12 protein-coding genes are annotated in these 14,312 nt (G+C 39.8%); 7 read left to right on the top strand and 5 right to left on the bottom strand.

The features are described 5' to 3' along the window. The first annotated feature begins 2 nt into the window (after window positions 1–2). The 3 genes from L6469_RS06350 (at window position 3) to L6469_RS06360 (ending at window position 4,297) form a co-directional block, all read left to right on the top strand. Window positions 3–1,850 carry a RagB/SusD family nutrient uptake outer membrane protein gene (locus L6469_RS06350; protein ID WP_006281203.1) on the top strand — a complete coding sequence of 616 codons (1,848 nt, stop codon included), beginning with the start codon at window positions 3–5 and terminating at the stop codon, window positions 1,848–1,850. A gap of 77 nt (window positions 1,851–1,927) precedes the next feature. Then, on the top strand, window positions 1,928–2,848 hold the full coding sequence (locus L6469_RS06355) for a hypothetical protein (RefSeq protein ID WP_006281202.1): 921 nt from the start codon (window positions 1,928–1,930) through the stop codon (window positions 2,846–2,848). A gap of 237 nt (window positions 2,849–3,085) precedes the next feature. Further along, window positions 3,086–4,297 carry a polysaccharide lyase family 1 protein gene (locus L6469_RS06360; RefSeq protein ID WP_006281201.1) on the top strand — a complete coding sequence of 404 codons (1,212 nt, stop codon included), beginning with the start codon at window positions 3,086–3,088 and terminating at the stop codon, window positions 4,295–4,297. Window positions 4,298–4,372: 75 nt separating this feature from the next. On the opposite strand, the gene L6469_RS06365 is transcribed toward L6469_RS06360, so the two are convergent. Continuing rightward, the gene (locus L6469_RS06365; RefSeq protein ID WP_027453040.1) at window positions 4,373–4,720 is read right to left on the bottom strand and encodes a MerR family transcriptional regulator; all 348 of its coding nucleotides are present in this window, start codon (window positions 4,718–4,720) and stop codon (window positions 4,373–4,375) included. Window positions 4,721–4,850: 130 nt separating this feature from the next. On the opposite strand from L6469_RS06365, the gene alaS reads away from it, so the two are divergent. Continuing rightward, the gene (gene alaS / locus L6469_RS06370) at window positions 4,851–7,517 is read left to right on the top strand and encodes an alanine--tRNA ligase (RefSeq protein WP_006281199.1); all 2,667 of its coding nucleotides are present in this window, start codon (window positions 4,851–4,853) and stop codon (window positions 7,515–7,517) included. A gap of 102 nt (window positions 7,518–7,619) precedes the next feature. Here alaS and L6469_RS06375 read toward each other — a convergent pair whose 3' ends face one another. The 3 genes from L6469_RS06375 to L6469_RS06385 all read right to left on the bottom strand — a co-directional run bounded on the left by L6469_RS06375 (window position 7,620) and on the right by L6469_RS06385 (window position 10,896). Continuing rightward, window positions 7,620–8,285, bottom strand: a complete 666-nt coding sequence (locus L6469_RS06375) for a SprT-like domain-containing protein (RefSeq protein ID WP_027453042.1) — start codon at window positions 8,283–8,285, stop codon at window positions 7,620–7,622. Continuing rightward, complete coding sequence (locus L6469_RS06380; RefSeq protein WP_006283010.1) at window positions 8,282–9,379, bottom strand: metallophosphoesterase; 1,098 nt, start codon at window positions 9,377–9,379, stop codon at window positions 8,282–8,284. Before L6469_RS06380 ends, L6469_RS06375 begins: the two co-directional genes overlap by 4 nt. A gap of 65 nt (window positions 9,380–9,444) precedes the next feature. Continuing rightward, window positions 9,445–10,896, bottom strand: coding sequence for an ATP-dependent DNA helicase (locus L6469_RS06385; protein WP_006283011.1), 1,452 nt, complete (start codon window positions 10,894–10,896; stop codon window positions 9,445–9,447). 38 nt (window positions 10,897–10,934) lie between these two features. On the opposite strand from L6469_RS06385, the gene L6469_RS06390 reads away from it, so the two are divergent. The 3 genes from L6469_RS06390 (at window position 10,935) to rsmD (ending at window position 12,884) form a co-directional block, all read left to right on the top strand. Further along, window positions 10,935–11,417, top strand: a complete 483-nt coding sequence (locus tag L6469_RS06390) for a hypothetical protein (RefSeq protein ID WP_006283012.1) — start codon at window positions 10,935–10,937, stop codon at window positions 11,415–11,417. Then, a complete protein-coding gene (locus L6469_RS06395; protein WP_006283013.1) occupies window positions 11,398–12,216 on the top strand; it encodes a DUF3822 family protein in 819 nt (272 codons plus the stop codon). Before L6469_RS06390 ends, L6469_RS06395 begins: the two co-directional genes overlap by 20 nt. A gap of 71 nt (window positions 12,217–12,287) precedes the next feature. Further along, window positions 12,288–12,884: a 16S rRNA (guanine(966)-N(2))-methyltransferase RsmD gene (rsmD, locus tag L6469_RS06400; RefSeq protein WP_006283014.1), complete on the top strand. Its 597-nt coding sequence runs from the start codon at window positions 12,288–12,290 to the stop codon at window positions 12,882–12,884. Here rsmD and cls read toward each other — a convergent pair. Further along, window positions 12,868–14,292, bottom strand: a complete 1,425-nt coding sequence (gene cls / locus L6469_RS06405) for a cardiolipin synthase (RefSeq protein WP_006283015.1) — start codon at window positions 14,290–14,292, stop codon at window positions 12,868–12,870. The two genes, rsmD and cls, sit on opposite strands and share 17 nt — an antisense overlap. Between the last annotated feature and the right edge of the window lie 20 nt (window positions 14,293–14,312).

Consider the following 14,312-nt stretch of genomic DNA (forward strand, 5'->3'; position numbering starts at 1 on the left):
TCATGAAAAAGAATATATTATTACCTGTTCTCGCGATAGCAGGAGGTTTGATGCTGACAAGTTGTGGCAAAGATTTTCTTGACGCAGAGAACAAATCAAATATTGATGCTGACAAATACTTCTCTACTGCCGATGGTTTTGAGAATTTGGCAACAGCCCCTTATTACAAGCTTCGTGCTATCTTTGATGGCGACCAAAATCTATTCTTAAGTGGTACAGACCTTTACACAGAAGGCCGTTCGGGCTACGCTTCTACAGCTCTGTCCCTTTACAAAGACCTAAGTGATGAGAATAGTGATTGCCAAAGTTTCTACAGCCATTGCTATGATGGTATCCAGCAATGTAACACCGTTCTTAATTATTCGAATGCTGCTGGTACAAATGTAGCTAAGCGATTGGAAGAAGCTAAGGCGCTTAAAGCTTTCTATTACTATTTGTTGTCTCAACAGTTTGGTGGTGTCCCTATTTCTGACAAATATATCGCTAGTATTCAAACCAGCTTTCCTCGTGCAAGCATAGATTCTACTTATCAGTATATTACGGGGATACTTGAAGAAGTTGAGAAAAACAATATTCTCCCTACAGATGATCACACAGGCAAAGTTTCAATGCGCTTCGTTTACAACCTTTTGGCTAAAACATACTTAGCATGGGGTTGGGACTGTGGTACAACGGCTGATGCTGATGGTTCTAATGTAAAAGTTACCAACAAGAGCTACTTTGAGAAAGCAGCAGCCTATGCAGATAAGGCTATCAACGGGCAGAAGCCAATAATGACTTTTAGCAACATGTGGAACTTAGCTAATGAAGACAATAATGATATCCTCTTCGCTATCAAGTATACACGTGGCATTACAGGTCAAGATGAAACAACCGATGGTAACCGTCAGGATGCTTACTTCAGTAATTACTACAATGATGATAGTGGTAATGGTGGTAAAGGTTTAACCAAATATACCAATAGTATTTATCCTGCAAGTGAACGTCTGCTCTATCTCTTTGAGCCTGGTGACGAACGCTTTGAAGGTACATTCATGGTTGAACAGAGAATGGAATATAAAAAGTACTATACTAACAATGCTGCAAATGATACCATTTATGGCTACTATCCTGCATGGTACTCTGACTTGAGCGAGACTGCTCTTCAAAACTATGTCAACTCGGATGCTACCCATGCACAGGCTAAGGTATATAGTTCTTCTGATCCTTGCGTCTTTATTTCTGCTACAGTTAACAAGAGAACTGGCAAGATCACTTATAAAACAGGTACACAAAGTTATAAGACTAGCCGCACGACCACAGGAACTTCTCTTTGCGTTCGAAAATTTGATGACTACACAGCTACACGTCACGGAACAAGTAAAGTATCATTCCACGATATTGTTTTGGCTCACTTAACTGAAACTTATCTTCTTGGTGCAGAAGCTTACTACATGGCTGGCAATGAGTCTAAGGCTCTTGAATATGTCAATGTGGTACGTGCACGATCTGGTGCTGAAACTCTCAGTAGTTTTGCCTCTTACAAACGTCACTATTCTGATGGTACTACTAATTCTATCAACACTGGTAGTGGTATAGACAATGTGCCTTACGTAACCAATCTAGATCCTGTGGATGTTATCTTAGATGAACGTGCACGTGAACTTTGTGGTGAGTTCTATCGCTGGATTGACCTCCGTCGTACGAAGAGATTGATCAACTACAATGTTGAATACAATGGTTTGGATAAAAATAACTTTGTTGGTTCTGATGGCCAATACAAATGGTATCGTCCATTCCCTGTAGGTGAAATCAATTTGAATGACGCTTTAACTAACGAGGATCAGAACCCTGGTTACAAAGCCGATTAAAAACCAAAAAAAATGCCGCCACCACTGATGTGTGGCGGCAAATAAATAAATTATTAACCTGTTAAAACACAAAAATTATGAAGAAAAGTTTACTTATTTTCGGAGCTTTATTCCTTAGTTTGGCAGCATCAGCCCAAACAATCAAGTGGAATTGCTATGCAACAACTACAGACGGAAAAAATACGACTGCAGAAGGTCTTGACATCACTGGAACAGTAACAGGAAGTACAACAATCAAAGCTAGTGCAGCTACTGCTTCTAGCGGTATTAAGGCTACATCTGCAAGTTTAACCGTACAAAAAACACACAAAGATAATGCAGGCAATTCTCTTAATTATATAGACAATGACAGAGGCCTTTATAAATGGACTCCGAATTTGGTTAATGGTACAGATGCTCCAAAAAAGACCTTAGAGGATGCTACCGCAGGAGAAGCCTTCGTTAATTTCACTGTTGAAGAAACAAACACGACCAAGTATTTGACCCTTAAAACTATTAAGTTTAAGGCTGCACGTTTCGGTACAGATGCTGTTCGTATCAATGCTCGTATTACAGGCTCAAGCGACGATGGTGACTTTGCCACTCCATGGTTGATTACTGCCGAGAACAATCAAGCAATTACCGGGGCTCCTGATACATACGTTGTAGAAGATGGTGTAGAAGGTACTATTGTTGGTGCTCGGCCTTCACGTGAAGATGCGACTAAAGTCGGATCTAACGACAACGGATATACACAGTACACAATCGCTGTTCCTGCTGACATTCCTACTTCTACATACGAAGCAACTCTCCAAGTCGTTATTTATGGTATTGCTGATAATAAAGCAGCAGCTATCTTTGACGTTGAACTCTCTGCAGATGAAGCAACTGGCATCTCTACTGTAAAGGGTGAAGCAGCTGCTAAAGATGCTCCAACATACAATCTTGCTGGTCAAAAGGTTTCTAAGGACTTCAAGGGTGTAGTCATTAAGAATGGTAAGAAGTCTATCTTGAAGTAAATTTAGAATAGACGAATTAAATCTCTTAATAACCAATTTACACAACGGTTTCTCTTCCTACCAGGAATAGAGGCCGTTGTTTTTATACCTATCACAAGCCTACATGAAGTTTCTCTATCAATACAAAAAACGAATATCACTCGGCTCTATTTATTTTTAACTTTTCTTATCATATAAAACCCAACAAAATCATGTAACTTTGCAACCAAGGATAAAAAAATAGAAAACAATAATTAGATGATGAACAAACTACTTTTATCTGCTATGGCACTTCTTTTTAGTGCCTTGCATATTCAAGCGCAAACCATATCAAATGCATATGACGACGGAAAGCCTTTAGGATGGGGTGCTAGTGTAACCGGTAGCAATGATGAAAATCCTATAACAGTAACAAATTATACTGAATTTGTAAATGCTTGTAAAGTTACCACAAACAAGACAATTTACGTAAAAGGGGAAATCAGTTTTAGCGGATCATATTCTCTCAATACAAGCAACAAGACTATTTATGGACTTCCAGGTTCTGCTCTTGTGAATACGAACAGAACTGATAAGAGCAAAACGGGTATTCTTACTATAAAAGGTGACAATATCATCCTTCGCAATCTTACATTTAAGAGTGCAGGAGCTTACGATATCGATGGTAATGACAATATTACCGTAGATGGTGCCACTAATGTATGGATAGACCATTGCGACATTCAAGATGGTGTAGACGGTAATCTTGATGTGGTTAATGGTGCAGATAAAGTATGTATATCTTGGACACGTTTCCGCTATTTGATAGAGCCTTTGGCTAATGGTTCAGGTGGCTCTGACGACCATCGTAACTGTAACCTGATTGGTAACAGCGATAAGAATGCTAATGAAGATACAGATAAACTTCGGGTTACCTTTAAAAACTGTTGGTGGGACGAAGGATGCCACGAACGCTGTCCACGTGTACGCTTCGGCAAAGTACACATTGCCAACTGCCTTTTCTCTTCTTCTGTGGTTAGCTATTGTATTGGCTACGGCTATAAAAGTAATATCTACGCTGAAGGTAATGCTTTTACTTCAGCTAAAGCAAAAAAGACTCCATGGAAGAATTATGCTACCAGTGGTTCATATACCGATTATAATATCACGACTAAAGACAACTTGGGCGTAAACGAAGAAATTCAAGCAAAATCAGGAAGTGAAGACTATTGGATTCCATCAACTGATTACTCTATGAGTGTATATGATGCGAGTTTAGTTGAATCTGTAGTAGGCAACGAGGAAAATGGCGCAGGTGCAACCTTAACCATTAATGAAGGCGAAGCATATACGACAGGCATCGAAACCATTGCTGTAGAAACATCTTTGACAAATGAAGATCATGCAATCTATAACCAAGCAGGTCAGAGAGTCAATAGTAACTACCGCGGTTTAGTTATTAAAAACGGTAAGAAATATATTCAAAAGTAACAATTATACACTATTACAACAAAAAAGGATTGCCCGTATTAAGCAATCCTTTTTTGTTGTATATTCAGCTATTGACTATACCAAACTATCAATTTTCTGTTTCAACTCCATCAGTTGATCACGCACAGAAATCAGCGTTTCAAGTATCTGCGCACTTTTATCTGCACCTTTACGATTTTCATTAAGATATTTTCGAGCAGCAGCTATTTTCAAGCCCCTCACCTTAATCAAACTACGAATAACCTTAATTTGTTCAATATCCTTCTCCATATATTGGCGAACACCACTGCCAGAAGTTTTCGGCTTGAGATGAGGAAATTCCTTTTCCCAGAAGCGAAGAGTCGATTCATTCACATCCAGCATTTGAGCAACTTCCTTAATCGAATAATATAATTTGACGTTTTTATTTTGGTTCAATGCCATGGTCATTCACAATTAATAACTTTTAATTGCAAAGATAAGAAAAATCTTTTATCCCCACCCTTTTGTCTCTTATCTTTTTTGTATCTTTGCAAGCGATTTTTAATGCAAAAAGATTAAAACAAGATATAATATGATGACAGCTAATGAAATCCGTGACTCATATTTAAAATATTTCGAGTCAAAAGGACACGTTATCGTACCGTCTGCTCCTATTGTTGTGAAGGACGACCCTACGCTGATGTTTACTAATGCTGGTATGAACCAGTGGAAAGATATCATCCTTGGTACTAAGGAACCAGAACCACGCCGTCGTGCTGACACACAGAAATGTTTGCGCGTTAGTGGTAAGCACAATGACCTCGAAGAAGTAGGTCGTGATTCTGCGTTGAGCCACCACACCATGTTTGAGATGTTAGGTAACTGGAGCTTTGGTGACTACTTCAAAGAAGGTGCAATCGATATGGCATACGAGTATCTTGTTGATGTACTCAAGCTTGATCCTAAAGACCTTTACGTAACCGTATTCGAAGGTGACGAAGCTGAGAATCTCGAACGTGATGACGAAGCTGCAAAATTCTGGGAGAAGCACTTCCCTAAAAACCATATCGTCAATGGTAACAAGCATGATAATTTCTGGGAGATGGGCGACCAAGGTCCTTGCGGTCCATGTACAGAGATCCATATCGACTTCCGTTCTGAAGAAGAAAAGGCTAAAGTTCCTGGTGAAGAACTCGTTAACAAAGATCATCCAAAGGTTATCGAGATTTGGAACAACGTATTTATGCAATACAACCGCAAAGCTGACGGTACCCTGGAACCACTAAAGATGCAGGTTATTGATACTGGTATGGGCTTTGAACGCCTTGTTCGTCTTATGCAAGGTAAGAATTCTAATTACGATACTGATATTTTCACTCCTATCATCGATGAGATTGAGCGTATCTCTGGCAAGAAATATAATCACACATTCCCAGAGGGCGATAATGGTGAAGGCATCAATGAAGAACAAAAAGTAGATATCGCTATTCGTGTCGTAGCCGATCACCTCCGTGCGGTAGCTTTTGCCATTGCAGATGGTCAGTTGCCTAGCAATGCCAAAGCAGGATATGTAATCCGTCGTATTCTCCGCCGTGCAGTACGTTATTACTATACATTCCTCGACCAAAAGGAAGCATTCATGTTTAAGTTACTCCCTACTCTCGTAGCCGAGATGGGTGGTGCATATCCAGAGTTAAAAGCACAGCAGGAACTTATTGGTCGTGTCATGAAAGAAGAGGAAGATTCTTTCCTTCGTACTTTGGAGAAAGGTATCAATCTTCTCAATGGCGATATGGAAACATTGAAAGCTAATGGCAAAACTGAACTCGATGGTGCTTCTGCTTTCCGTCTTTTCGATACCTACGGTTTCCCTCTCGACTTGACAGAACTTATCTGTACAGAGAATGGTTACACCGTTGATGAAAAAGGCTTCAACGAAGAAATGGCTAAGCAGAAGGCTCGTGCCCGCAATGCTGCTGCTGTAGAAAATGGCGACTGGCAGGTAATCAAGGAAGGTGAACAGGAATTTGTAGGTTATGACTATTCTGAATATCCATGCCACATTCTCCGTTACCGTCAGGTTACTCAGAAGAAAAATACATTCTATGAACTGGTTCTTGACCACACTCCTTTCTACGGCGAAATGGGTGGTCAGGTAGGTGACTGCGGTACTCTCGTTTCTGAAAATGAAACCGTAACTGTTACCGATACTAAGCGCGAAAACAACCAGAGTATTCATATCGTAAAGAAATTACCTGAAGACTTAAACGCTGAATTCATGGCTTGTGTAGACCTTGACAAGCGCAATGGTTCTGCAGCTAACCATACTGCTACTCACCTTCTCGACTATGCATTGAAGCAGGTATTGGGTGATCATGTTGAGCAAAAGGGTTCTTACGTAGATGATAAAGTTTTACGTTTCGACTTCTCACACTTCCAGAAGGTAACAGATGAAGAAATTCGTCAAGTAGAGCGTATCGTCAACGCAATGATCCGTCAGGATCTGCCTTTGGATGAGCATCGTGACACACCTATTGAGGAAGCTAAGGAACTTGGTGCTATTGCACTCTTCGGTGAGAAATATGGCGATAAGGTTCGCGTTGTTCGCTTCGGACCTTCTGCTGAATTCTGTGGTGGTATTCACGCTCAGAGCACAGGACGCATCGGCTTCTTCAAGATTATCTCTGAAAGCAGTGTCGCTGCTGGTGTACGCCGTATTGAGGCTCTCACTGGTAAGGCTTGTGAAGAAACTTTATATACCTTACAGGATACTTTGTCTGATGTAAAGTCTCTCTTCAATAATGCCAAAGATTTGCATGCTGTTATTCAGAAGTACATCGATGAGCATGATGCCATGAAGAAGGAAGTAGAAAAATTCCAGGCTCAGATGGTAGAGCGTACTAAGAATGATTTGGTTAGCAAGGCTCAGGAAATTAATGGTGTGAAGGTTGTAAAGGCTGTTTTGCCTCTTGAACCTAATGCTGCTAAAGACTTGGTATTCAAAATTCGCGAGGCTATTCCTGAAAACTTGGTAGCTGTTATTGGTAGTACCTCTAATGATAAACCGATGTTGAGCGTTATGTTCAGCGACGATATGGTTAAGAATCATGACCTAAATGCAGGTAAGATGATTCGTGAAGCCGCTAAGCTCATCAAGGGTGGCGGTGGTGGCCAGCCTCACTATGCACAGGCTGGTGGCAAGGATGTAGAAGGTATCCATGCTGCTGTCGACAAGATTATCGAATTAGCAAACTTGTAATAAGTAATTATATATCTCACTAAATCAGCAAAAGCCGGGCTCCGCGAGGAACTCGGCTTTTCCTTTATTAATAATCCATGATCTAGTCAAAATAAAGTTCTTTTAGAGAAAGACTTGCTGCATTTCTCCCAGTTTTTCTTCAAACAGATCAACTGTTACCGATCTGCCTCGTAGACTTCTTACCTGCGGAAAACTATCAAAATAAGCATCTCTACTAGAATACCAACCATAGTTTTGAATTTGACGAACACCACGAATCTGGCGGTCGATTATAGTAGAAAATTTCGGATTGACCACACTTAGATAGTGCTTGCCATCCTCCATCTCCAAAGCTAATACCAAATAAGAAGAACTTCGCTTACGCAGAACTTTCTGTTCTGCTTTACTAGAAAGTTTCCATCCTTTCGTAGTTGTCATAGCCTTTATTTCCCAACCATACTTACGGTTCAGTTTTTCCGCCATGCCCTTAAACACTATTCCATGTGGAGCAGTATCTTTTAATCCTGTATAAGCGATACTATAATGAATCATTTCATGTAATAGTACATTCTGGGCTTGTCGCTCTGTCATATCGTAATAGGTAGTCAACTTAATCGTGAAATCATAAAGTTTAGTTCCCAATAATCTACGTGCCCGTTTACACGAGAAATAGCCGAGACGAGTACGACTTCGACACAATCCTAATATAGGTAGAGGAAGACCTCCGCCAAAATAGGCAGTATTAAATTGTAGAAACTGACTTTCGAGCCAGCTTACACTTACTATCATCGCTTTGTTAATGTTGCTACTAAATATTCAGAATGAGTACCAATACGGAATTTGGCACCCCATATACCGATACCGCTACTTACAAAGTATTGAGTTTTCCCTTTGGTTAACGGCCCATAAGCTTTTTCATACATGGCGTCCTCTATCCATGATATCGGCCACACCTGACCATAGTGAGTATGGCCGCTCAACTGGAAATCAATTCCACTTTTCTCTGCCTCCTCCAAATGATAGGGTTGATGATCTAGCAGAATGGTATATTTATTTTTGTCTTTTACCTGTTTATACAAATCAGCTACAGAGGCACGTTTCTTATTCGTACGATCATCACGGCCGATAATATTGACACCCATCACTTCGGCCACTTCATCTTTCAAGAGATGAATACCTGCCTCATGATAAAACTTCTGAGCCCGTGGTTCACCACTATAATACTCGTGATTACCCAAGCAAGCGTAAATCGGAGCTTTAATTCTTCTAAAATCTTCAGCCATATTCTGCTCTTCAATAGCACGTATACTGCCATCGATGATATCACCACCTATTAAGACTAAATCTGGATGTTCTGCATTAATCAGTTCAATCCATTTCCGAATCTCTGCCTTACGATTATGATAACCAAGATGTAAATCGGTCATCATCACGATTTTCAAAGGACGTTCTATGGCCTTCGCTGTCTGCAAAACGATCGGCTGACGTTCCTTTTGCAGATAATTCCAATAAGCATAGGTAAAGAGTGAAGTCATAAACACGAAGACTGCAATACTACCTTTTGTACTTTGATAAAGCCATTCTCGGGGAACAATATGCATAAGTCTTCCTAAATCAAGGACAAGGAAAAGCATCACTGCATAAAGCATGACAAAAATAGAAGAATTACCCACCTCATACAACACCTCGGATACCATCATAGGATAACGATCCAAACCTACGGTGAAGTTGGTTATCATCACTACAAAACACAAAGCTAAAATAACAGCTATAATGGTTTTAACAACTGGTGATAGTGGCAGAATATTCCACACATGCCACAGCGAATAAGCAAGTCCTATGATAGGTAGGACAAAAAATGTAAAAGCCCATATTGTATTCATAGCTGCAAAATTACAATATTCTCATGGAATATGAAGTATACATTTATTGATAAAAACTACCAGTTTTACCGAATTTCACCATCAGTTTGCTGCTTCGGCCAATTTACCAAATATAGCTTTTCCGATGCACGGGTAAAAGCTGTGTACAACCAATGTATATAGTCTGGAGTAAGCATTTCATCGGTCATATATCCCTGATCTACATAGATATGGCTCCATTGCCCACCCTGTGCCTTGTGGCAGGTAATGGCATAGGCAAATTTCACCTGTAACGCATTGAAAAACTTATCTTCACGAATTTTACCGAGTCTGTCTTTCTTAAGAGGTATCTCTTGATAGTCTTCCATAATCTGTTCAAAAAGCTTCTCGTTCTGTTCCTGGGTCAGTGAAGGTGACTCGGTCGACAGACTATCCAGGATGATCATCGTTTCCAATTCATAGTTCTCATAATCAGGAAACCGAAGTAGCACTTCGGCAAATCGAAAACCATACAGTTCAATAATATGCCTAACACGTACGACTTCCGCACGATCACCATTGGCAATAAAAGTCATTGGAGCATTTGGGTTTTCCTTTTTTTCCCGCTCTATCCAGTAATAGTTGTTTTTTACTATCATCAGCATATCACCAGGCGTCAGTTCGTCTTCCCGGTCAAGAACGCTGTTACGGATACCTTGATTATAAATATTAGCGCGCTTATTGCTACGAGTAATCACCATCGTCTCATCTATTCCTACATCAGAATAGCTAGTAGCCAACTGCTCTATGAGTTCACTACCAGGTACCATCTTGATATCAGCAAATCCTTGAAAACTGATTTTAGGCAGTTCTGTCGGCTCTCCATAAACTATCATCTGTCGGATAACCGTAGCATTATATAAAATACCTGAAGCGCTACTCTGTCGGAGCACCTCATTCAAATCACACTCGTACACCTTCAGTCCATACATACGAAGCACATCTCCCCGAAGGGCCGGTGCCTCATCCTCTCCAACTGGAGGCAACTGTGCACTATCTCCGATAAGTATCATCTTGTCATTTTTACCTTGATAGACAAAATGAATGAGGTCATCAAGCAGATTGCCAGACCCAAACAGCCCATTACCTAGAGACATACCACTATTAATCATAGAAGCCTCATCTACCATGAAAAGGGTATCCTGATACATATTGCGGTTAAGATTAAATTCACCACCAATACCCGTATAACTCTTCTCTCTGTAAATACGACGATGTATCGTATAAGCCGGATGACCACTATTAAGCGACAATACTTTAGCAGCTCTACCCGTAGGCGCCAGAAGCATGATCTTCTGACGAAAACGCTTCATCGTTCGCACGATAGAACCTGCTAAATGTGATTTACCCGTACCTGCACTTCCCCGAAGAATCATGACAACATGCTCATCACGATCAGTTAAAAAAGATGCAAAAGTTTCGAGTGCATGCTCCTGATCTACCGTGGGCGAGAAGCCAAATTCTTGTAATATCTGATATTTTAGTTCGTCTGTTATCATTTTTTTATTAACTTTGCAAAAGTACAAATAATTTGGCTATGAACTTGAAAATAAACAATAATTATCTATTGTTTGCTTGTGTCGTTATTTTAACTTTACTCTGTTTCAACAGTATCAATTCACCTATACGCTTTGACAAAAAAAGAACAGAAAGAGAATTAGCGGTAAAAAAACGACTTATCAAGATACGTACTGCTGAACAAAAATATCGTCTGAAGTATCGGGCTTATACTGGTGATTTCGGTAAACTCATTCAGGAAGGGCTTCTAGCCGACTCTCTGCAGTATATTCCTTTCTCTGACCATAAGAAGTTCAGTTTACAGGCAACAACAGAAATTGGAAAATCAGGCAGACAGATACCTCTCATGGAATGTAGCGCCTCTTTTCGCGATTATCTTGATGGACTGGATGAGAACAGTATCAATAATTTAATAGAAAAGGCCAACAATTCGGGTAATTTCCCCGGATTAAAAATAGGAGACCTCACAACAGATAATAATAATGCAGGAAACTGGGAATAAAGCAACAATGAATAATACAGGACGACTCACTATCCGTATCAGCCGTCATCGACTTTCCTTTTCGGCTATCGACAAAAGTGAAGAAGCACAAGTACGCTTCCAACCTTATGCCGTAAGAAGTGGTATATCCATGGCTGCTAACCTACGTGAAGCTTTCAAAGAAGATTCGCTGCTCACTTCGGGGTTTACCAAAATTCTTGTCGACATCGACACACCCGTATTGATGGTACCTATAGAAGAGTTCAACGAGGATGAGATAGAAAAAACATATCATTATACCTTCTTAAACAGAAATAATGATGTGATACTTCACCATGTACTTCCAGAACTGAACGCTGTAGCTGTCTACTCCATCAATAAAGATTTGAAACTAGTCCTCGAAGATCACTTCGAGAATATCCGATATATTCCGACTTGCAAACCGGTATGGAACTTTTTGTATGCTCGCAGTTTCTCAGGTATACACAATAAACTTTTCTGCTATTTTCACGATGGAAAGATGGAAGTTATGAACTTCGATAAAAACCGATTTAAATTTATCAACACCTTCGAAGTAAAATACAGTAAAGATGCGCTCTACTTTATCCTTTTTGTTTGGAAACAGTTGGGACTTGACCCTATGCAAGATGAAATGTATATTGTTGGCGAGATGCAGGAAAAAGAGGAATTTCTTAACCTCATGCGTAAATATATTAAACGTACTTTCTCTATCAACCCCGTTGCCGAATTTAATCGTGCACCAATTACACAAATTAAGATGCCATTTGATCTTCTTACTTTATATATTAAGAAACAGTAACTATCATATTAAGAAGCAGTAACTAATATATTAAGAAGCAGTAAGTATCATCTTTTTAATGAACAAGTATCATGCGTATTATTACAGGTAAATATAAAGGAAGACATTTTGATGTCCCTCACAGTTTTAAGGCACGTCCTACGACAGATTTTGCCAAGGAGAATATTTTTAATGTACTACAAGGCTATATGGATTTAGAAGATACAATGGCGCTCGATCTTTTCGCCGGCACCGGAAGTATCTCTTTGGAACTTGTTTCTCGTGGCTGTAAGCAAGTAGTGAGCGTAGAGGCTGACCGTGACCACGCTAACTTTATCAGCCAATGCTTTAAGAAGATAAACTGTGATCAGGATTTACTGATTCGTGGAGACGTATTCCGCTTTATCAAGAAATGCCGTCAGCAGTTTGATTTCATATTTGCTGACCCTCCTTATGCTTTGAAGGAATTAGCTACTATACCTAACTTGGTATTAAATCAGGGTATACTAAGTGATGAGGGTATTTTTGTTTTCGAACATGGTAAAGATTATGATTTCTCAGATCATCCTTGTTTCCTGGAACACAGACATTATGGTAGCGTTAACTTTACCCTTTTCAAAGCAAAAAACAATGAAACAAATACTGTATCTGATACTGTAAAGGTAGAAGGTACTAAAGTAGAGGACTAAGCAGTCTTACCAAACTCTCCCATAGTTTATACAGGAACGGACGCTTTTCTAGATCTATAGCATCGGCCAGTATTAAACTATGGGCTTCATCTTCCAGATACACATTTTTCAGTTTTAAAGCCATGCCCTTATCATAAAAGAAAGCATTGGATTCAAAATTGTGCTCAAAACTTCTCACATCTATATTCGTACTACCACAAGTAGAAATAGTATCATCACTTACCAACAGCTTACTATGATTAAAGGCATCCTGATATAGATACACTTTCACACCAGCTTCCAAAGTTTCTTTTACAAACGAACGACTTGCCCACTCTATCAGTTTTGAATCGGTATGCATGGGCAACATTAGGCGTACATCCACTCCTCCCAACGCAGCAGTTCGCATTGCAAAGAGCACAGGCTCATTGGGTATAAAATATGGAGTCTCCATGTACACATACTGTCGCGCCTGCAAAAGAATGCGCACATAACCTTGCATAATATCAGGAAATGGTGATATAGGACTGCTGGTTACAATCTGCACTAAACAATTATTTTTGATAGCCGGATTAACAGGAGGATAGTAATTACGACCTGTAACCAAACTACGATCTACAAAATACCAATCCACCAAAAAAGCACGCTGTAGAGCGTATACCCCTCCACCCTCTATACGAAGTTGTGTATCACGCCAACCACCTTTTTTAGTTCCTTTTACATATCGCAAAGCAATGTTCATTCCCCCGATGAACCCTACCTGGCCATCAAATATATAGAGCTTACGATGATTTCGATAATTTACTTTGCTCGTGAAAGCAGGAAACTTAACGGGCATAAAAGCATGCACATCAATACCTGCATCACGCATACGATCGAAAAATTGGTTATTTACTTTCCAGCAACCCACATCATCATAAATCAAACGCACCTCTACCCCTTGCCGAGCTTTATCAATGAGCGCATCAGCAATAAGATTTCCTACAGGATCATTCTCTATAATATAGGTATCGATATGGATATGATGACGAGCCTTACCAATTTCGCGTAACAATGCAAACACGAAATCATAACCATTCGTCATCACATCCACCATATTATCTTTAAAAGGAAATGCCCAATTCTGATTGGTAAATAGGCGCATCAATGGGCGATAATTATCTGGAATATGCAGATTTTCCTGTTCTGCAAATTCCAGCATCGACCGTTTTGTCAGTTGATCGAGACTACGCTGACTTATCATTTTTTCCTTTCGGGTATTCTGCCCAAAGAAGATATACAGGATAATTCCGACCACCGGTAGGAACCATAAAACAAGGAGCCATGCCATGGTTTTGGCAGGTTGTCTATTGTCCATCAATACCGCCATCATGGTTCCAATGATAATGATAAAATAGACTAGCAGAAATATCCAATGTATATAGATCATGTCAGGTATAGGTTTAATTT

Origin of the sequence: Segatella baroniae B14, from assembly GCF_022024235.1 — a bacterium.
Classification (GTDB): Bacteria; Bacteroidota; Bacteroidia; order Bacteroidales; family Bacteroidaceae; genus Prevotella; species Prevotella bryantii.